The 21,883-nt window shown below is 40.2% G+C and carries 10 protein-coding genes; 8 read left to right on the forward strand and 2 right to left on the reverse strand.

Annotation, left to right across the window (positions count from 1 at the left end; translation table 11 throughout):
- Positions 1–167: 167 nt before the first annotated feature.
- The gene (locus tag VF399_09920) at positions 168–2,915 is read right to left on the reverse strand and encodes a patatin-like phospholipase family protein (GenBank protein ID HEX7320653.1); all 2,748 of its coding nucleotides are present in this window, start codon (positions 2,913–2,915) and stop codon (positions 168–170) included.
- 193 nt (positions 2,916–3,108) lie between these two features.
- Positions 3,109–3,258 carry a hypothetical protein gene (locus VF399_09925; GenBank protein ID HEX7320654.1) on the reverse strand — a complete coding sequence of 50 codons (150 nt, stop codon included), beginning with the start codon at positions 3,256–3,258 and terminating at the stop codon, positions 3,109–3,111.
- Positions 3,259–3,824: 566 nt separating this feature from the next.
- On the opposite strand from VF399_09925, the gene VF399_09930 reads away from it, so the two are divergent.
- From VF399_09930 to VF399_09965, 8 genes are all read left to right on the forward strand, one after another.
- The gene (locus VF399_09930; GenBank protein HEX7320655.1) at positions 3,825–4,433 is read left to right on the forward strand and encodes a hypothetical protein; all 609 of its coding nucleotides are present in this window, start codon (positions 3,825–3,827) and stop codon (positions 4,431–4,433) included.
- Between the two features lie 2 nt (positions 4,434–4,435).
- Positions 4,436–6,703 (forward strand): peptidase domain-containing ABC transporter, encoded by a 2,268-nt coding sequence (locus VF399_09935; GenBank protein HEX7320656.1) that lies wholly within the window; start codon positions 4,436–4,438, stop codon positions 6,701–6,703.
- Positions 6,704–6,781: 78 nt separating this feature from the next.
- Positions 6,782–7,006: a mersacidin/lichenicidin family type 2 lantibiotic gene (locus tag VF399_09940; protein ID HEX7320657.1), complete on the forward strand. Its 225-nt coding sequence runs from the start codon at positions 6,782–6,784 to the stop codon at positions 7,004–7,006.
- 99 nt (positions 7,007–7,105) lie between these two features.
- Positions 7,106–10,402 carry a type 2 lanthipeptide synthetase LanM family protein gene (locus tag VF399_09945; GenBank protein ID HEX7320658.1) on the forward strand — a complete coding sequence of 1,099 codons (3,297 nt, stop codon included), beginning with the start codon at positions 7,106–7,108 and terminating at the stop codon, positions 10,400–10,402.
- A 21-nt stretch (positions 10,403–10,423) separates the two neighbouring features.
- Positions 10,424–12,751: a tetratricopeptide repeat protein gene (locus tag VF399_09950; GenBank protein ID HEX7320659.1), complete on the forward strand. Its 2,328-nt coding sequence runs from the start codon at positions 10,424–10,426 to the stop codon at positions 12,749–12,751.
- Between the two features lie 123 nt (positions 12,752–12,874).
- Complete coding sequence (locus VF399_09955; protein HEX7320660.1) at positions 12,875–15,421, forward strand: TonB-dependent receptor; 2,547 nt, start codon at positions 12,875–12,877, stop codon at positions 15,419–15,421.
- An 899-nt stretch (positions 15,422–16,320) separates the two neighbouring features.
- Entirely contained in the window at positions 16,321–18,072 is a 1,752-nt protein-coding gene (locus VF399_09960; protein HEX7320661.1) for a hypothetical protein, read from the forward strand.
- Complete coding sequence (locus VF399_09965) at positions 18,063–21,077, forward strand: C25 family cysteine peptidase (protein HEX7320662.1); 3,015 nt, start codon at positions 18,063–18,065, stop codon at positions 21,075–21,077. The genes VF399_09960 and VF399_09965 overlap by 10 nt, the downstream gene beginning before the upstream one ends.
- The last annotated feature ends 806 nt before the right edge of the window (positions 21,078–21,883 follow it).

Consider the following 21,883-nt stretch of genomic DNA (forward strand, 5'->3'; position numbering starts at 1 on the left):
GCCCGCTCCTAATACAAATAAGCTTACCAGCAAGTCTTGTTATTAGTAAACTATCTCTGCAATATTTTACTTATTAATTTGTAGTTGACAATAGGATAATGTAGATTTTATTCAATAAAGATAATATAACCTACCACTGGCTATGACATAATTAAGTCGCGATGTATCTAGAATCCCAAACCATACATTACTACATACCAAACAACTTGTTTGTAGAAATCATGCCGTGTGCCGTTGACAACGAAGCCGGCGTTCAAGTAGCCGCAATCGGCGTAGAGCCCAAGCGACGGGCAATGTTCCAGATCATCAAAAGCGATATCCCACGTGGAGGCGGCTTTTGCAATATTAAGAGCGCCGAGCAGATGAATGTTGAATTTAATGTCAAGTAACTTTATCTCAAGTAGTGGAAGACGTGCCGAAATACCGATTTTCCACATAATCGGCTCAATGAACTCATCGCGGTTGAAACCGGGTAAATCCTCGTAATCCAGACGCCGCAGCTGATAGGTCCCCGGCGGAGTGAATCCGCCCATGCTGAACCGTTCCTGTTCCGGCGTGTTGTTCCGGAACCAGCTGCCGCAGACATTCAGGGTCATTATGCTGGTAATAATATCCTGGATTCTGGGTTTCCAAAACGGCCATAATACTTTTATCTTCACTCTTTCCCACCATTGTCGGTCAAGGTAACCCATTTTCATGGCCAAACTTGCCTTAAGGCCGTTCTGTGGAAAGACGATGCGGTCCAGGTTGTCCCAGTGCACGTGCGCCGTGCCCATGACCTGGAATCTCTGCCACTCGACCGGTTCGTCATTCATATGCGTGTTCGACACCGTACCCTCGAAACCTGGGATCATGGCGATTTTATTGGCAATGTAAAACGGCAGGTCAAACATGCCGCTGAACCTATCTATATGCTGGTCATATTCGGTGCTGCCTGGATTCGACGGGTATGTCAGTCTCTTCCAGTATCCGACCATTTCCGGTGTCAACGATTTTGCATCGCAATCCTGAAGTCCTAATTCCGATTTAGTGCTTAGAGGTAGTTCCCGGGCATTCTTTAACGTAAAATTATGGGCATAGCTCAGATAGGGCGACCAGCAGAACCACTGCCTCGCCCTGATTTCAGCAAAAAAATTGATCCCTTCATTCCTTTCAAAAGTCAATGAAGGAAATTCGATCGTATGGGACGATTTTTTGGTCGATCTAACCAACAACATGTCTTTTTCTGCCCCTTCAACAGATATTGTTTTGAGATCGTATACTTCGTGAATGGATTTCAAGTCACCGATAACCGCTGCAGCACCGGGAGGTTTTCTGAAAGCACTTTCCAAGTGTCTTTTGTCCAGGCCTAGATCATTGACGCTTTTTAGTTGAAATCCTTTATTGCCGTATATGAAAAGCGTGTCCGAATCATAATTACTACATGCTTCCACGAATCTTACACTATCGATACGTGGTTTGACGAAACCGCTGTCAATCAGTGCGAATTCGACGATTCTTTTCACTTCTTCAAAATTCAGCGCTCTTTTGCTTTGCACAAAATTTGTATCTACGATATTTTTAATATAGTTCTCGATCACGGAATCTTCTAGATGTAAGTTCGTTACATCAATTGCTATCCGGTCGCTGCTGATGCGCTTCTTTTTCAAAAGAAACGTCAGGTCCCAGAAATCTGATGCAAGATTCTCAATCCGCGCCGAGACCTGTTCATAGTTTCCCAAACCGTAAACTCTCCTCATGGCATCGCAGACATCTATTTTGTCAATATGGCTTCCCGGGCTTATCCGCAAGGTTTTACAGACTATATCTTTCTCACGGGTCTCATCTAAAAGCATAGAGTTGCCAGTATCGTCTATTTGTTTTATTTGCATGATGCCAAGCGTATGAATTCTGTAGGGCCATTGATCACCGGTATACCCTGGCAGCGACTTTTCTCTTGCCGCAATATCGTATTTTATTTTATCAATAGTGGTGCAAGCTGCCTCGTAACCCTTAGAAATCATGCCTTCCAGATTATCCAACGAAAAATCGAATTTTCCTTTAACGTCGATTTCGATGCCTGTATTAGCCCGTGCTAAACTGTTTAGCACGTGAACATTGCGCGCCCAGTCGGCGGTTTTAAATTTTGCACCTATGCCCAAAACTCCAGCCGAACCGATGGGGTCTTTTTTCCCGGTGATCTTAAAAGCATACACGGCGATTATGTAATCAACCGTATCGCCGGCAATTGTGATGGTATTATCCGGCACCCGCATCGTATCAAAGTGTGCAAATGCATCCACCGGTAAGTCGTCCAGCACGCCGCCGTCCACATATTGCATGCCGTGGATATCCATCGGTTCAAATACTATTGGCAGGGAGCCGCTTGCCCGGCAGGTAGTTGCGATAGTACCCTTTCGTATTAATTCTGTTTTTTGCGTGTTCATGTTGACAACGATCGCTCCAAATGGAATAGGCAGGCTGTCAAAATCAAACCCAGCCCAATAATCGTACATTAATGTATACCTGCTGATTTCGTGGATGAATCCCTGGGCTTTTCTGAGTCCTGCTCCTGCATCGTAAGCGAGATCATGAAGAAAGAACGGTTTAAACGACAATCGTAAGCTCACGTCGAGTCCTGGTTCGCGTGGTTTTTCGCGCAGACGTTCACATATAGGTGAAGCTTGCCGTAGCTGCCGATCCGAAAAAACATTATCCCAGTTGATTTCTTTTTTTACCAGGGTTTCAAGACTGTCGGCTGAATACCCGCATGCATAAAGACCGCCAACGATCGCACCCATACTCGTCCCGGCAATGACATCGATGGGGATATTATTCCTTTCAAAAGTTTTTAGCACACCGATATGGGCAATCCCACAGTCACCGCCTCCGGACAACGCCAGACCAACCTTTACATTTCTCTGTAATCCTTTCACAGTATCGATGCCATTTGTTGTCGCGCTGGATTCTACTGCCCAGCAATTTGGAGTACATAATTGACGCTCCCATAAATCTTTTTCCGAACATGATGCCTTATTGAAATTGAGTCGGAGGTATAATATAGAATCACCTGTTTCGGCATACAACAGAATCAATGCGAATATGACTGGGGACATATTATTATGACATCTATTTCTCTTCTTTGCTCTTCCGTTTGATGTCCTGACCATGGGCGCGTTTGTATGTCTGAATATCCTTGAATCGGCCCTTTTTATCACGCACTGCATACAGTTTTTTCCCAGATATACTCCGATGCGTAGTCCTTCTTGCTTTTGTCATTTCATTACCTCCTGATTGTGTATAGAATAACAATCGGTCGCTCTTATGCAATAAGATGTTTTTTTTATTATTAACTGATCAATTATTTTTTTCTCTGGCTTTGTTAACAGCAAAGCTTAACTAAATATAGATCGAACTATTAAAAAGTACTTTACAACACTGCAACATACGGTAGAATATTGACATTATTTAATATACTCTTATATTCATAACAGTTGACCTGTTGAAACTCGCCTCCCTCATTATCACTACAAATAATATTTGAAAATAAATATACCCTGACTCCCTAAAAGCGCTTTTCTAAATAGAATTCCTGTATTTTATAGTCAATCACGATAACTGGGAACATCTAATTCTGTGTGAAAAGGCATGATTTTTCAACAGGTTTGGCCACATGTGACATCATATTTGTTCTAAATTCATCAATATTTTTTGTTAATTAAAAAAAAAACTGGGTGTTGAACAAATTTATTTAACCAGTATAGTATCATACATTGTATAGATTGAAGGAATTTATCTATGTTTGAATTTTTATTTTATCGTGATTTTTAAGGAGGTAAGAATATATGATGAAATCTCCTTTGCGTTTGATCTTCAGACCAGAGATGGTCAAACGCTACATACAGGAAAGGGAGCAAACAATACTACCTCGCCATCTCGCACCACCATTTTTCGCTATGGCATGGGTGCTATTAGGAATAATGTTAGTAGTTTTGCTTTTTGCATGTTGGACCAAAATACCGATTTTTACTTCTGCAACTGCCATTGTTCAATCTAGTCCATCAGATTCGTTACAAACCGAACCATTCTTAATGATTCTGTTACCCGTTTCATACCGCACAGATATTCACCAAGGCCAGCAGGTGTATTATACGATTCCAGGTTCAACAGAACTAAGTAAATGCATTATAACCATGACAGACTCAACGATTCTCAATCCCAAGAAAGCAGATGCTCTATTTGGGAAATACCATCAGGCTGGAATACGCATCAATGAACCTGTTTCTATCGCTTACGCGACAATTAAACGGCCCTCAGGAAATACGGTTGATGATCAAGCAGGCTCAATCTTATCGGTTAAAATAATCACCGGGCATCAAAGGTTAATATCACTGATTCCCTTTCTTGGGAAATTTTTCAAGACTGATAAATACATTCACATTATGGATAAATAGTGATGCTTGCGCGTTTGTGGCTAAACCTATATAAAAGAACAATAAAAAGCATTCGTATATGGTGGCAAGTTCTACGCAGACGTGATGTACCCGTGGTTCTCCAGATGAACGCACTGGATTGTGGCGCGGCGTGCCTGACTATGGTTTTCAAATATTATGGTCTGGATATCGACCTTTTCGAATGCAGCCGGCATTGCGGGCCTGGTCGTGATGGATTAACCGCTCTTGCAATAGCAAAGACTGCCCGAGAATTCGGTTTACGGGTCAAAGCCTTCACGGTCGAACCGAAAGACATTCGCTATGTCCAATTACCAGCAATTATCCATTGGAAATTCAATCACTATATGGTTGTCGAGTACTGGAGCTCAAAAGCAGTTCATGTCATTGATCCCGCTTATGGTCGGAGAAAACTCAAACCGGACGTCTTCAACCAGGGCTTTACCGGCGTCATCCTACAACTCGAACCAGGGGTTGGTTTCAAGCAGAAACATTACTCATCAAGATCCTCATTGTTTTCCTATCTTGGACCCATACTCCGACTCCCGTCGTTGTCAACAACATTGTTTCAAATTATCGCTGTCTCCTTTATGTTGCTTCTCTTTGGCTTGGCTTTGCCCCTGTTTACAAAAGTTTTGATTGACCATATCTTTGCGTATGAAATGCATAGCTTGATGCCTGCCATGGGTCTCGGGCTTGTCTTTATCGTACTGATCTACATGGTGATGAGCTATTTGCGCGGTTCGTTGCTTGTGTATTTACAGGGCCGGCTTGATCCGCAGATAATGTTCAATTTCTTTGAACACATGCTGAGCCTGCCCTTGAAATTCTTTCAGCAGCGGAGCACCGGCGACATACTGATGCGATTGAGCAGCAACGTCTTTATACGCCAGATCCTGACCAATCAAGTTATTTCCACCATGCTTGATGTGACTTTGCTGCTGGGATATTTTACAATACTTGTTCTCAAAGCGCCCACGTTTGCCTTTGTCACATCAGCCATCGGCCTTGTACAGGTAGCTATTCTTCTAATATCGAGCCGTTGGCTGCGGCAAATCACGGAACAGGAACTCATGGCAGGCGCTGATTCCCAGAGCTACATTGTCGAAGCCCTGCGGGGAATTTCTACTCTGAAGGCATCGGGCGCCGAGGACCATGCGTTCAATCACTGGTCCAATCTTTTCAGCCGGAATCTGAACCTGACCCTGCGCAAGAACCATGCCCTGGCCATTATTGATTCCATACTAACGACCCTGCGAACCTTCGCTCCCATGGCATTACTGTGGTTTGGAGGGTTGAAGGTTCTGTCACATGCCATGAGCCTCGGCGCTGTGCTCGCCTACAATTCAATCGCCATTGCTTTTTTGATTCCACTGAGTTCCCTGGTGTCTAATTTCCAACAGTTGCAATTGATCATAGCCCATATCAAGCGCATTCGCGACGTGGTAGAATGCCCCCCCGAGCAGACGGTTGATCCTAAGCGCAAGAAGCCCAAACTTACCGGTGCGATTCAGCTCAAAGGAGTCAGTTTCCGCTATGACAAGAATAGTCCCCTCGTTTTAAAGAACTTATCATTTTCTATCCCAGCTGGCACAAAAGTAGCGATTGTCGGGCCAACAGGATCCGGGAAGACCACTCTCGCCCTTCTGTTATTGGGGTTGCATATACCCACCTCAGGCGAGATTCTTTTTGACGAGCATTCCTTAAAGGAACTTGACCTGCGATACCTTCGGGGTCATTTCGGTGCGGTCTTACAGGAATCTTTTCTTTTCAATGGATCGATAAAACAGAACATTTCCTTATGCTCAGCTGATGCATCCTTGTCAGAAGTGATCGAAGCAGCGAAGATAGCAGCCATTCATGATGAAATCATGCAAATGCCGATGGGATTCGAAACGCTAGTTTTGGAAAGCGGGCAGGGATTATCTGGCGGTCAACGGCAGCGGCTGTCAATTGCCCGCGCGGTCGTGAGGAAACCACGCATTTTATTGCTAGATGAAGCAACGAGCCATATTGACATGTATACGGAAAAGAAGATCGATGCGAATTTAAATGCCATGTATTGCACCCGAATCGTGATCGCACACCGGCTAAGCACAATTCGCGATGCTGATATGATAATAGTCATCAGAAATGGTGAAATAATCGAACACGGCACACATGAACAGCTCTTCATGCAAGATGGTTTCTATAGGGATATTGCAAAAAGTCAGGATATTCATGTTGATAACGGAAAAAACTCACGATTGGTATATGTCAACCATCAGCATTGAATATCCATCAAAATTTTACCCGCTTGGAATTAAAACAACAGCGCTGACAAGCGAGTAAAAAGAAAGGAGGTGATTAACATGTCAGTCAACGACATAATCAGAGCATGGAAAGATCCTGTCTACCGGAAAAGCTTAAGCAAAAAGCGACGAGCGTTACTTCCTGATAATCCCATAGGTCTTATAGAACTTACTGATGAAAACTTGGACGCTATCTCCGGTGGGACAGCAACAGCATGCACACATTGCACGACATGCACCAGCCTTCTTACTGGTCCATGCGCCGAGATGTGCTGCGTTAAGTAATAACCATCAGTGATAAGGATCTAGCTGGGCAGTGCTTTTCCTGCCCAGCTAGTCATCATTCATCTTATGATTATGTATTGTATTAGAAAGGAAAAATGAATGAAAAATAAAATTCTAAGAAGCAGTGAATGGTATAATGCTTTGACTTTAAAGGAACGTATTACTTCGTTAAGCTTAGCAAAAACCAATAAATCTTATAACAATGTACGATTAAAAAAAGCCAAACAATATCTCAACGAATGGCGGTCACAGCCTCCCTTTGACAAAAATCCTCAATATTTTTTACAGCAACTCGGAGCAGTTGGTTTAAATGAAAATGAACTGCTTACAATATTAGCAGAATCTGCTGAAGCATTACAGCAACGAACCGTTTTACCAGAATGGTTGAAAAATCTTGATGAAGCCTTCTCTCAATATCATTCGTTTAAATTATTCAACAAGAATAAGCAGCAATTGAAAAATAACAAACTAATAGACTTATTATTAGCTTTGACGCCTTTAATAATACAAGCTTTTTCACATTTAACTATAGGAGTACAAGAATTAACTAATAAGTATAGAAATTTACCGTTTTGTCCAAACACGATTAATGAGATTCTGTTCGCCAACTTGCCAAGTAGATTAGAAATGATTCTTTGTCGCACAATAATTCTGGAACTTAATGTAGCACGACTACAAAATAAATTAAAGGGCAGAACACCTATAACCAAATATAAAAACTTTTTACGATATTTTCGTAAAACAAATGTATTGCTTAATTTTCTAAGAGAGTATCCAGTACTTGCGCGGCAAATAAATCTACAACTCAATAATTGGATTCACTATTGTTTAGAATTTCTAAACAATCTCTGTCAAGATTGGTCTGCTATAATCACAAAATTAAATAATGGAAAAAATCCAGGACATCTAATTCAAGTATCAGGAAATATTGGGGATTCTCATCGTATGGGAAGAGCGGTAATAATTGCAAAGTTCTCTTCAGGTTTCCAAATTGTTTACAAACCGAAACCACTAATGATTGAGGAGCATTTTCAGGAACTTTTATCATGGCTAAACAATAAAGGAATAAATCCTCCCTTTCGTACTATGAAGATACTCAGTCGCAAGTCATATGGCTGGGAAGAATACATAAACGTTTCTGATTGCATGTCTATTGTGGAAATCCGCCGATTTTATAGGCGTATTGGGGGATATTTGGCGCTGTTGTATATATTGGAAGCCACCGATTTTCATTTCGAGAATGTAATCGCAGCAGGTGAAAATCCAATGCTTATTGATCTTGAATCCTTGTTTCATCCGCATTCCGATCAGCTTTATACAACTCAAAATATATATAGAGCAATACGGGTTATGGAACATTCAGTATTAAGGATCGGTATACTACCGCAGCGTCAATGGATAAGTCATAACAATGCTGGCATTGATATTAGTGGTTCAAGCATAGTAAAGGGTCAACTTTGGCCAGATCGCATACATTTTGTTGAAAAAGCCCAAACAGATGAAATCCACTTGAGTAGAAAATATTATGAAATGCCTGGAGGTAAAAATAATCCAAAAATTAAAGGAAGAGAAGTAAATATTATTGACTATTCTGAATATATAATTGATGGGTTTACTGATTCATACCGATTGCTTAAAAAAAATAGAACTGAACTTTTATCAAAAGAAAGGCCTTTAGCAAATTTTTTCAAAGATGAAATACGGATAATTTTTAGGCCAAGCAGAATATATGGTTTACTTCTTTATGAAAGTTTTCATCCGGATTTATTACACAACGCTCTTGATCGTGAACGTTTTTTTAATAAACTTTGGATTGGTGTCAATAGAATTCCACATCTTTCAAAATTAATACCTTTCGAAATAGAAGATTTACAAAATAATGACATTCCCATGTTTACGACGCATGTCAATTCACGAAATGTTTGGAGTAGTTCAGGTAAAAAAATTAATGGACTTATTAACAAATCAGGACATGATATTGTAAAAGAGCGCATTAAACAACTGGATGATAAAAAGCTACTTCAGCAACAATGGTTTATTCGATCATCACTTTCTACCGTTTTTGCACATTCCATCCAAACGAAATCCACACATTACAAAGTTACAATTAATAAAAAATTTTACGATAAACAGGAACTCCAAAAGAGATTAGTGCACACAGCAAAATTGATTGGTGTAAAGCTGGAATCTCTTGCTTTTAAAGATAAAACAAGCGCATCGTGGATAGGAGTTACTCTCGGGAATGAGAACAATTATATTCTTGCTCCATTATCATACGATCTATATGGAGGTTTGCCAGGAATTATCTTATTTCTTGCATATCTTGGTAAAATTACAAATAGTGAGCATTTTACATCGCTCGCTAGACTAACGCTAAATACTTTATTGGAATTTGTGGAAAATAACAAATCTGACATTACAATGATTGGAGCCTTTTCAGGTTTAGGGGGACTAATATATACATTGACTCACCTGGGAATACTATGGAATAGTCCATCAATTCTAAATATAGCAAACAAATATGTGAATTATTTATCAGACGATTATATTAAAGGTGATAATCACTTCGATATTTTGGCTGGATCTGCCGGATGCATATGTTCTCTTACAACTTTGTATCAATACAGTGCTAATAAACTAGTTGTCGCAAAAGCCATAAAATGTGGTGAAAGATTGTTACAGTCTGCACAAAACATGGAAAAGGGAATTGGTTGGATAAATCCTACCCTAAGTGAAAAGCCATTAACAGGACTTTCACATGGTAACGCAGGCATTGCAATGGCGTTATTTAGACTCGCTACAATATTGCAAAGTAAGAAATATAAAAATGCAGCACTTAAAGCAATCGCTTACGAACGTGACCATTATCTGCCAAATAAGAAAAATTGGGAAGATTTACGGAATTCTGTATCTAGTATGAAGTCTAATGAAATTTCTAATACTCAAAGAGTTTCTAACGCATGGTGTAATGGTGCCCCTGGAATCGGATTAGCCAGATTGGATTGTTTGCATTATCTCAACAGCCATATTTTTATTGACGAAATCAACATCGCGATTAAAGCAACGATAGCAAATGGATTCGGCTATAATCATTCCTTATGCCATGGGGATATTGGTAATCTTGAATTACTTATACAAGCCAGTGAGGTTTTTGAAAACGAATCTTTGCGAAATTATGTAAATCGTGTTGCGTTGGCGATTCTTAATGACATTAATGATAATGGTTTCCGATGTGGAATTCTTCAATATGTTGAAACACCCGGCTTAATGATTGGTCTTGCTGGCATCGGATATGGACTACTTCGAATTGCAGCCCCTAAAATTATACCATCTGTTTTAACACTAGCGGGACCAAAACATGATTATGACCAAAGATCACCAAACAAATATTATTAGTTCTGTAATTATCATCAGAAATTGAAGTCAAAAAAACAACCAACTAAACCGTTAATTAGATTATCTTACGATGTTTGCCAACCACAATATTTTACAGGTAGACTAAATGAAAAGAAAATACTTATTACAACATTTTCAAATATGAAAAACCATGGTAAAACCATTGTAATATATGGAATTTACGGTTCAGGAAAGACATCACTCTTAAACTGGATGCGTCATAATATAGTTAACAAATATATATATAACTCAACCCTAATAATCGATAATGCATTTTCAAAATTATATTATGATTCATTTAGTACTTTGATAGATTTTTTTGGGAATCTAAAAAATGCATGGGAATCTCTCAACGATAATAAGGTCATAAAAAATACTCTTGAGAATTACTTCAATCACGTATTTCGTATATTGAAACAATTGTCCCCGAACGATTATTTAATCCCGACAGGTATTGATTATGATTTTGCTAGAGCAGATAAAACTATTTCGATATATAATCAACCATTTTTCCATTTATTAAAATGCTTTCATGAAATATTACATATCATGAGTCTTTTATTGTGTGAAAGTGATCGCAATCTCGTTATTTTTTTTGATAACGTACAGTGGGCAAACCAGATGGCGTCCGATATACTTCAGCGAGTAATTTGTAGACCACCACCCAGAATTGGATTTTTATTGGCATACGATACAAAAAATAATCAAGCCTTAAAATGGCCGTTTTTACAACAGAAAACATCAGAGAATTATTGCACAAAGTTACGCCTCCAGCATTTAACCGCCAATGATATTGAGAAATTAATTCTATGTCGATTATCTCTTGTATTACATCAAAAAATTTGTATGTTTCTAGCAATCCATATAGGTTATCCAATTCAAGTAATAACAGTTTTCAATATTTTAAATCTTGAAAATTTAACACCAACTTATAATAATATCATCAAAGCAGCAGGAAGAATTAAAAATACAAGAGGTTTTTTATACCCATATTTTAATGACTTAACAAGAAAAATTATAGACGCCGCACTTGTGTTAAAACATCCTTTGAGTATTACACAAATTTCTTATTTAATTAAAGCAACAAAGCGGCAAAAAAATGTGTTAAAAAAAGTAATCGAAAAAAGTGGTGTTTTTAAATCTTTTAAAAATGAATTTTATGATATTGTACATCCACTCTTGTACATTTATTGCGATCACCACATACCTTATAAAATATATAAAAATTTTAACCTCCGATCTGCCACTTTTTTACAATTTTCAAATAACTTTCCGTTTTCTAAAATAATAAGGGATACTTTACTAGCAAATTATTTATATAGGATAAAAAGCTATAAAAAAGCACTAGAATATAAATATAAACTTTGCAGGCATTACAAAGCACTGCATGAGTATGAATATGCTATGCATCTTATCTATCAAGCTCGAGTTTGTGCACGAATAACGAAAAATAAAAATGTTGAAGCATCTTGTCTACTTCAAATTGGAGATATATTATTTCATACGGGCAAGTTGCATGAAGCGATTGAAGCTTATAGCCAAAATATCAAAATTGAACGTGAGATGAAGAACCACCAAGGTATTGCGATCGCATTTTTTAAAATGGGTCTTGTATTCGAATATATGAACCGTTTGGATACATCCATATTATATTATAATAAATCCAAAAAAATTGAACGCAAATTTAATAATCTTTATGCCTTAAATAGTATTTTTCACCGTCTGGGTGTAGCTTATCAACTAATGAATAATTTTTCTATTGCACTCAAATACTACGTCTCGTCCCTTAATATTGCCAAACAACTCGACGATTTCCATTGTGTCGCTTTAAGCTATCATCAAATTGGGCGTATCTACCACCTCAGAAACAACTTTAATATAGCTATGGATTATTACTGTCGCAGCATTGCCATTAATAATAAAATCAAAAATCCATATGGAAAAGCACTTACATTATATCAGATTAGTTTGATCTTTCAAAAAAATCAATGTTTTGACAAGGCAATAATTTGTCTTAAAAATTGTCTAACAACTGTCCGGTTGGCGGGACTTTATAATATTGAAACTCATTTTTTATATCAAATTGGTTCTAATTATCAACTGATGCACAATTTTAACAAAAGTTTGTTCTATTTAAAAAAAAGCCAAAAAATATCGGAAATGATTGGAATCCATGATATTAAGGTCCGTATATTGTACCAAATTGGCAAAACATATCATTTGATGAAAAACTATGATTTAGCTCTATGTTACTACAATTATAGCAATGAAATTGCTCGACATTACCACGATACATCCATGTTGCACTTGACTAATGATGCGATTACTAGTTTAAAACAAAAGATGTAATCCAAAGGGAATAATGTCATCGTTCATCTTTAAAGTCTCAAGTTTTTTCCTCAAGATTGTTTTCATTAAATGGAGTCTTCTTGACAATCAATACAAATACAGTATAATCTCAAAAGAAGGATAATGATCGACATTCTTATCTTTATTCTTTTTGCCGGGACCACGGGTAAGATCCAGGGAACAGTGAACGATGCTGATAACGGCGCTCCGATCACAGGCGCGAACGTGATCATCACCGGTACGGGTATTGGCACGGCCACAGATGACAACGGCTATTTCGCGATATTAAATCTCCCACCTGGTTCGTATGATGTTGAAGTATCCTGCATCGGATATGAAACGCAAAAAATAAAAAAGGTTTTAGTGCAAATCGATAAAAGCGCGCGTCTTGGGATAAGTCTCCAGCTGGCGCTGATCGAGATGCCGCCGGTGAGCGTGATATATAAACAAAAAGCTGTGGAAAAGGACTGGACCAGCACAACTTATATCATCCGTAAAGAAGAAATCCGCACACTGCCAATCGATTATACAACCGGACTAATTCAGTTCCAACCATCGGTCACCCGTATGGACACTACTTTACACGTACGGGGTGGTCGTCCCACTGAAGTAGCCTACCTTATCGACAACGTCTCGATCATTGATCCCTTAACCGGCGAACCAGTAATCAACCTATCCAAAAGCGTCGTCGACGAGATCATCTTTCTACCCGGCAGCTTTGACGCCGAGTATGGTCGGGCTATGTCTGGAGTCGTCAATGTTATAACACAGAATCCTTCGGGTAAAATCCGTACCGAGGCGTCGGGCAAGAGCGAGCGGATTATGCCAATGTATTATGATTTTGGATACAACAACGTACAAGCAACGATGCACTTACCGGAATTTTTTAAATCGAAGACGCTCGTTTCGTTGGATATAATGCATACGGACGATCAGAATCCCCGGCTGGTCCTATTACCTCACAAACAGCGTGACGATTATGCATTGTACGGCAAGTGGCTGATGGCGCCTTCCGGTAAACTGCGTATAAGCTTGAGCGGCGCGCAATCTCACTCGCAATTTGATCGCTACGACGGTTTTAAGTGGCTCTTCCACCTTGATCGCTACCGGTCGGACTTGAAAAAAGGGAATTTACAAACTTTCAACCTGAATTTTTTACCTGATTCAAGAAAGCTCCTAAACCTGACCCTGAGTCGCTTGTATTCCAGGTTTATTTATGGTGTAAGAATATACAAGGATTATGGCATATTCGACGACTTTGCATTCAAAGACAACCATAATTTGGAATTTTCCTTCGCTTCTGGCAGCCTGAATAATCCTTTTGGAACCACGAAAGTATACAAGCCATATGATTGCGATTATCCTGAATATCGCGAGCGTACGTCACAGGTTTTAAAAGCCAATGTCGGCACTATTTTAAATCTTCACGAATATCATGAAATCAAAGGCGGATTTGAATATACCTACAATATCCTGGACAATTTTACATATTGGGTGAGTAATGACACAATCAATCCGATTGTGGATGAATGGAACTATAAGCCTGATGAATTTGCCGCCTATCTGCAGGATAATATTGATTACAAGGGATTGTATGCCAAGGTTGGCTGCCGCTGGGACTATTTCAACAGCAAGTTACCGAATGTTGATCCGAAGTCAATGATTTCACCACGCCTTGGATTTTCCTTTCTTGTTACCGAAAAGTTCCTGTTTCGTACAAATGTCGGACGATATACCCAACCGCCTTTATACGACTATATGTACAGTTATTATTTACGGCTGCCTTACCCAGAGTGGGTATGGTATCTGATCCGGAACTCACCGATCGGCAACCCTAATTTAGGTTCCGAAAAAACGATAAACTATGAGGTTGGCTGTCAGGGGACAATCCGGAAAAATATGAATATCACATGCAATGCGTTTTATAAAGATATTCAGGATCTGACCGGCACAAGAATAATCGTTTATGAAGCTCACACCTATTCATCTTATTTCAATGTTGAATATAGCAATGTCAAAGGAATCGAAACGATCCTGGATTATTCGAACTCCCTGTTTACCGGTAAGGCTTCATATACGCTTTCATGGGCAAAAGGCACGAGTTCATATGCACGGGAAATACATGATGATTATTGGCGTGATACCACATATGTTCCTTCAGCCGATGCATACGATCTTGACTTTGATCAACGGCATAGGATATTAGCACAGGGTACGTTCAACCTTCCCTTAGCCGCCAAACTGCATGTGTTTGGTTATATCGGTTATGGCTTTCCTTACGCTTCACCAGGCACCGAAGGGAAGATAACTAATGCCCCACGCTCAGCACTGCAAAAGCAGATTGACTGTATCATAGTTGCTCCGATTAAGCGCGGCAGTTTCACAGTGAAGGTATTGGCTGAGATCGTGAATCTCCTTGATATCCGTTATGAATACGCCCCATACTCTCCAATCATACAACCTGGGGCGGTTTCAAATTATAATTACTTTATGACATTGGATTCTCCCTATTATCATCCGGCGATTGACTTCAATCACGACGGCATTATCACACCGTATGAAGAATATTGTGCAAATCGTGAAATGTGCAGATATGTTAATACACAGTATTGGGCCTTTCTAAATTCCGCCCCGCGCCGTGCACGGATTGGCATCAGCATTAATTTCTAACTTTGCGGTTGAAGTCTTGGCACCAGCTTGAATGTCCTGAATTGAAACATATACGGTCCTAAATTAAAAGACATAGATCGCCAGCCGACATTCGATAAAACAGTCCCACTGAATCGTCCGACAATGTATTATAGTTGCGAGTGTTTTGTTGCACTGTGTTTCTGGCAAATTGCGATTAGTTATTCAAAAAAGATGGTCAAACTAGCCGGATAGTTGATACAAAAACTAAATAGAGAGGTTGGCTTGTGCCAACCTCTCTTATGTTTGGTCCCGTTTTTGTCCCAGTCGGGATCGTTTTTTAGGGAGAGTGCCAAGATTTTGGTAAATTACACGTCATTGGCAAGAGGCCAGAATTTTTTTATTTTCTCGGAATTCCGGCGGACTATCAGAAAGTCTTTTTAGTCGGGCGGCAGAGCCAAATTAAAAAACCGAGGACCACAGCAAATGCGAATTTAAAGACATCTATATAGATTGCTGCTTCGATAGCCACTCATCACCATGCATCTATTCTTTAAGATTTAGATTTAATAAAAGTATTATATTATATCTGTAGAAATCCATATATTAATTTTATGCAAAACTGTGCTGAAATGTCCAAAAAATGGCACATTTGGCACATTTTGCCAACATCTGGAAATTTCTCAAAAATAGCGCGGATGCATTATGGGACTGCATTTATGCGAATTCAGATTAAGTTTTTTAGGGTAAAAAAGGTATGTCTGCTGTTTACGTAACCGGCGGCATTATTTCTTACGGAAAAAGTCAAAGCATTAATTGATCGTTTACTAAGTTTTAACTGACAATTATAGCGTGTAAGAATCAAGCCCAAATGGACCTTGACAACCAGTAAAATGTGATTATAAATAATTAGGTAGAACTAGATAGAGAGGATGAAAGTGATGGTATCAATTTTTTGCACTACTTTCCTAATCGGTCATTTTATTACAAAAGCGTATCTCCCAATAGGTTGTAGTCAAGGCGTCGGCAGAGTCTGTATTTATGACTCAGATCACGACGGCAAAATCGAATTGATCGCAAGTTCATCAAACACGGACCAATCATGGAGTAACATCGCCGAATTTACAGCACCGGATACATGGGATATTCAGCCGATCCTGCTCGATTCGGTTATTATCTGGGATGTCGGCGACTTTGACAATGATGGGTTAACCGATATCATCACTTATGGTGAAACCGACGGCTTCCCCCTGATGAGGATTTTCGAGTCACCTGATTCATCATCCTACCCTTCTAATGAAGTCTGGCGCGATACAGTGGGCTTTCCCTACAGATATCAGCCGATATCTGCCTTCGATATTGACCGGGATAGTCTCACCGAGCTGATTAAATTGGATTGGTGGAAGGCAGATACAGTCTCGACATACCATCCCTTCGGTATCTATAAAGTGGTAAGCGATAATCAATACGACACGGTTTTTATGGGTTCGGGGATGGATCAGGTATCTTCCAGTGTCGCTTTTGGCGATTATGATCGCGACGGTGCCAATGAATTTGTCATATGTAATGCGGAAGGGGTTGTTCAAATATGGGAGTGTATGGGTATCAATTCATACCTGCTTCGGCAGCAAAATCAATTATCCACCTTCAACATTCGAGATTGTTTCACGGTTCCGGATGCGGACGGCGATGGTAAGATGGAATTCGGTATTAAAGGATTCGTGCCTTATCCGGCATACAGAATTAGTGCTTTTATCTACGAGGCAACTAATGACACCACTTATGATCTCATCAAGTTTTTTGCCCTAAAATCAAATTTTTATGATGAATATGGCGGTTTTTCCGATGCCGGTGACATCGATCACGATGGCTCGCTGGAGATTCTTCTTGAAGCATTTTATAATGTGTTTATTATTAAATCTGCCGGCAATGATTCATTTTATATTAATGACACACTCACGGGCGATATGATGCTTCACGGTTCCTGCGTCAGAGTATTTGACCTCGACAATAACGGTTTGTCCGAAATCATTATATCTCAAAACAATACGACCCGTATATTAGAAAAAGGCGTGGACATGGAGTGGTTTTTCCCTGAGCCTACTCATCTTGACACTTTTTTTGCATTCGATACGGTAACGCTGCATTGGGCAGTTTACGACACGTTTTTACTCGATTCTGTTTATTTATACCTGCGTCGTACTACTGGCGGCTCCTCGTTAATATTTCAGGGATTACCGATTGATTCATGTTATGACTGGGCGGTTCCAGACACCCAGGGTTATTTCAGGCTTTGGCTCGTTGCGAAAGGTCTGGGGCGAAAGGATTCACTTGCCTCCCGGTCTTTCTTTATAAAAAGAGAATCTGGAATAACCGAATACACTGCCGATTCTCCACAAAGTTCATTTTTACGGGTACTTATGAATCCTTTCAGTACAAAAACCGAAATAACTTGGTGCGTAACCGACGAAAACGCTCAAACAAAAAACGCAACCGCGAACCTGGCGATTTACGATGTATCTGGTAGGGAAGTGTGGAGATACACTATACCGTCAGATAACCATCAATTAACTAACAAGGTCATTTGGGATGGTGCTGACTGCCGAGGAAATCAACTGCCAGCAGGCGTCTATCACGTCTATCTTAAGGCCAATAGTAAAAGATTATGTCAAAAGGTGGTTCTATGCCGCTGAAGATGCTTTTATCCGATTCATCAGAAAAGAAACCTCACCTGGTTTTTTTCGGCATTTTGTGTTTATTGTTATTCATTAGTTTCAGCCATGGCCAGGATCCCGGGGCAAAGTATCTTATCATCAGCCATGATAATTTTTATGATGCGGTTTTGCCCCTTGCGAGATGGAAGCATCAAAAGGGAATTAAGACAAAAATCGTCAAGCTTTCTGAAATCGGCTCTTCAGCACCAGCGATCCGGGATTATGTTGTGGATGCATATAACACCTGGCAGACAAAACCCGAATTTTTGCTGCTGGTTGGCGCGCCCAATTATTTACCTTTTCCTATTGTATCAAACGTTCACTCAGACAACTACTATACGAACATGGATGCGGATATCTACAATGAAATTCTTTCTGGCCGGCTGACCTGTCACGATACCGTGGAAGCCAAGACCGTTGTTAACAAGATCCTATTATATGAAAGAAATCCTGATGCCACCGACCCAACATGGTTTAAAAAAGGATGTTTGATCGCCAGGACGGATAATTCTCCGGATGACTCGATTTATTTCGAAAACATCCTATACTATGCAGCTTTAATGGCTAATAATGGTTATGTCGTCATTGATACTTTTTCCGATATCTATGGTCATAATGCTGATGATGTTATGAATTCGGTGAATAACGGTCGTGGATATCTTCTTTACCGGGGTGTGGGTGGTAACAACTGGGATTTTCCCTTTAATTGCAATCCCAACCAGGCCAACAACGGTACTAAATTACCCATTGTGTTGTCGATAACCTGCTCGACCTTAGGCACAGGTCCGACACCGGCAGTCGCAGAGAGGTGGTTTTTAACCGGCACGCCCACTGAACCGCGCGGCGCGGCCGGTTATTTTGCCACATCCACGGCAATAATGAACGGCGCTCAGCTGCGAAGCGCCGTGGCAAAGGGTTTTGCCGATGCCGTGTTCATCGATAAAATGAAAACTTTTGGTGAAGCCTGTGAAAATGGCCGTCGCCGGGTCTTTGATTTATATGGTTCTTTGGGTGAGGATGAGTTTCTCGGATTCACTACGGTTGGTGATCCGGAAATGAACCTCTGGATAAGCACGCCATTATCGCCATCAGTCGATCATCCACCGGTCGTGCCGCTGGGTCTCAATAATATTTCCGTCTCAGTGCAGGCTGACGGCGATCCAGTCGCCAGCGCTTTGGTCTGCGCAATGCAGAAAGATACGGTTATTTACGTCGTCGGTACCACCGATACAAACGGCATTGCCAACCTGACATTCACGGTGAACTATTCTGATACGATTTATCTGACCGTTACCGGTCATACGATTTATCCTTATGAAGGATTCATTCTTGTGAATACAACCGGCGCATATATCGGTTATTTGCGGAGCACAATTGACGATTCAGCGGGCGGGAACAACAACCTACGGGTCAATCCAGGGGAAACTATTACATTGCCCGTGTGGGTGCAGAATTGGGGTACTGACACGGCACTAAATGTTACCGGCATGTTGAGAACACAGGATATCTATGCATCTATGATCGATACCACAGCCGCTTATGGCAGTTTGTTTCCCGGTGATTCGGCAATTTCCAATCCTAATTTCCGGTTTTATGTTGACACTTGCTGTCCTGGTTACCACAATGTCGTTTTTGAATTACTTTGCGCGGATTCTAATAATAACTGGTTATCACAATTTTCCGTGCCGGTTTATGCACCCATTATTGTTTTTATGCATGACAGTATTATTGGCGGTAATGGCAATAATCTGCTGGAACCGGGGGAAACCGTCGATCTTCTGGTCGATCTTAAAAACGAAGGGAACGAACGGGCCGAGAGCTTAATGGTCGTTCTGCGCGGTTTGAATAGCTATATAACCGTAAGTGATTCTATGAGTTATTATGGGAATATTCACCCAGACAGTACCGGGAATAACTCATCCGATCCCTTCGTTATTACCGCGAGTGACTCCACTCCGATTGGGACAATTGCTGACTTTTTATTGGAAATCAGATCCGGTGTATATGTTGACACAATTCTATTATCCCTCATTATTGGCAAAAAAGATTATCTGGTTTGGAATCCTGATCCCACGCCAAGCTCCGGTTTGAATATTAGTAGTATCCTGTCGTCTCTGGGATATAGCGGCGACTATTCCACTGTACTACCCAACAATCTCACGATGTACCGTGTGGTCTTTGTATGTGCTGGCGTATGGCCGAACAATTTTATATTGTCAATATTTGATCCTAAAACGACTGCGCTGGTTGACTACCTTACCGCCGGCGGTAGAGTTTATCTCGAAGGCGGCGACGTCTGGTTTTATGATCCTTTGTATCTTGATGGTTATAATTTTAACGCTTTGTTTGGTATCAACGCTTTGGAAGACGGTTATGGAGACATGGGACCCGTAGGTGGATTTATCGGCCAATTTACTCAAGGAATGAGTTTCCAGTATGCCGGCGAGAATTATTATATGGACCATATTTTTTCCTCATCCACTTCCATATTACGTGACGAAAATAATGACTATTATTGCGGCGTCGCCTTTAGCGACGCAAATTATCGAACCGTTGGGACTTCCTTTGAACTCGGTAATCTGGTTGATAGCGCCGGTGTATCCACCCGAGCGGCGCTTTTAGATTCAATCATGCAATATTTTGAAGTATTGCATGCTATCGAAGAAAGCCGGGTATTCACAGCGATGACTTCATTCTATAAACTTGCCATTTATCCGAATCCTTTTAGGGGAAGTGCCGTAATAAGAATGCAATTACCTTTGATGCGATCAGAAAATAGCCGACCGCAAGCAACTCTAAAAATCTATGACATCTGCGGGAGGTGCGTGAAAACTTTCGATCTATCACAGGCAGCCGATTCAAAGGTCGTTATTAACTGGAATGGCAGTGACAATATCGGACGTAAATTATCGCAAGGCATTTATTTTGTTAGGCTGGTGAGTGAAAATCAAACTTTGATTGAAAAATTAGTCCTTTTACGATGAATCATAATAGAAAAGTTTATTGTTGATTTAGGGAGGGGGTAATATGAAAAAAATAATAGATTAAACATAGCGTGTTAGCGTTCAGCGAGAATTGGAAAAATCCGCTAAACCAATTGGAGACCGATCAGGGTTGTTCAACGTTATGACGCTCTCTCCATAACCCAATATTATATATCTCTCTGCGCTCCAAAGTCAAGTGCTTCTTGTCTGCACGTTTGCGTAAGATTTCCTCCTATCGCTCTAGATAACTATCCAATGGACTTACGTTGGACTGGTTTTTGCGAGAGATTCAGCTTTATTTGTTAATCACTTCATTCTGATACAATTATTTCTTTGTGCCAAAATCGTGCCAACTTTTTACCGAAATCCATGGCAACAGACAGAAATGATGGTAACAGCAAGAATCGTGCGGACACAGTGTTGGACTGCGTTTATGCGATTTTCGATGAATTATTAGAAGTTTGTGAAAAGGTCGTAATCGGTTTAGGAAACCATAGTTCTACGCGACCAATTCATTGATGTCTAAAATACTAAAATCTTTATTGATTAAATTGACATGTGCCATGTTGTGCCATGTTTTTTGGCACATTGAAAATTCGCATAAAAAATCCATAATCGTATAAACGACGGCCTGGACTGCATCTATATGATTTTAAAATATTAAATTTTTTGGAAAAAAGCGATTTGTGCGGATTTTAAGTCCGCTATGTCTACCAATTCCATCATCCCGGCAAAACATAATGCATCGCACATCTTACAAAGTTCGTTATCGCCTTTCGGCGATAGGATTTTTCCCCTCGATACGT

The sequence above is a fragment of the bacterium genome, assembly GCA_036382775.1.
Lineage (GTDB): Bacteria > Hydrothermota > Tepidihabitantia > SM23-42 > JAOAFX01 > DASVHD01.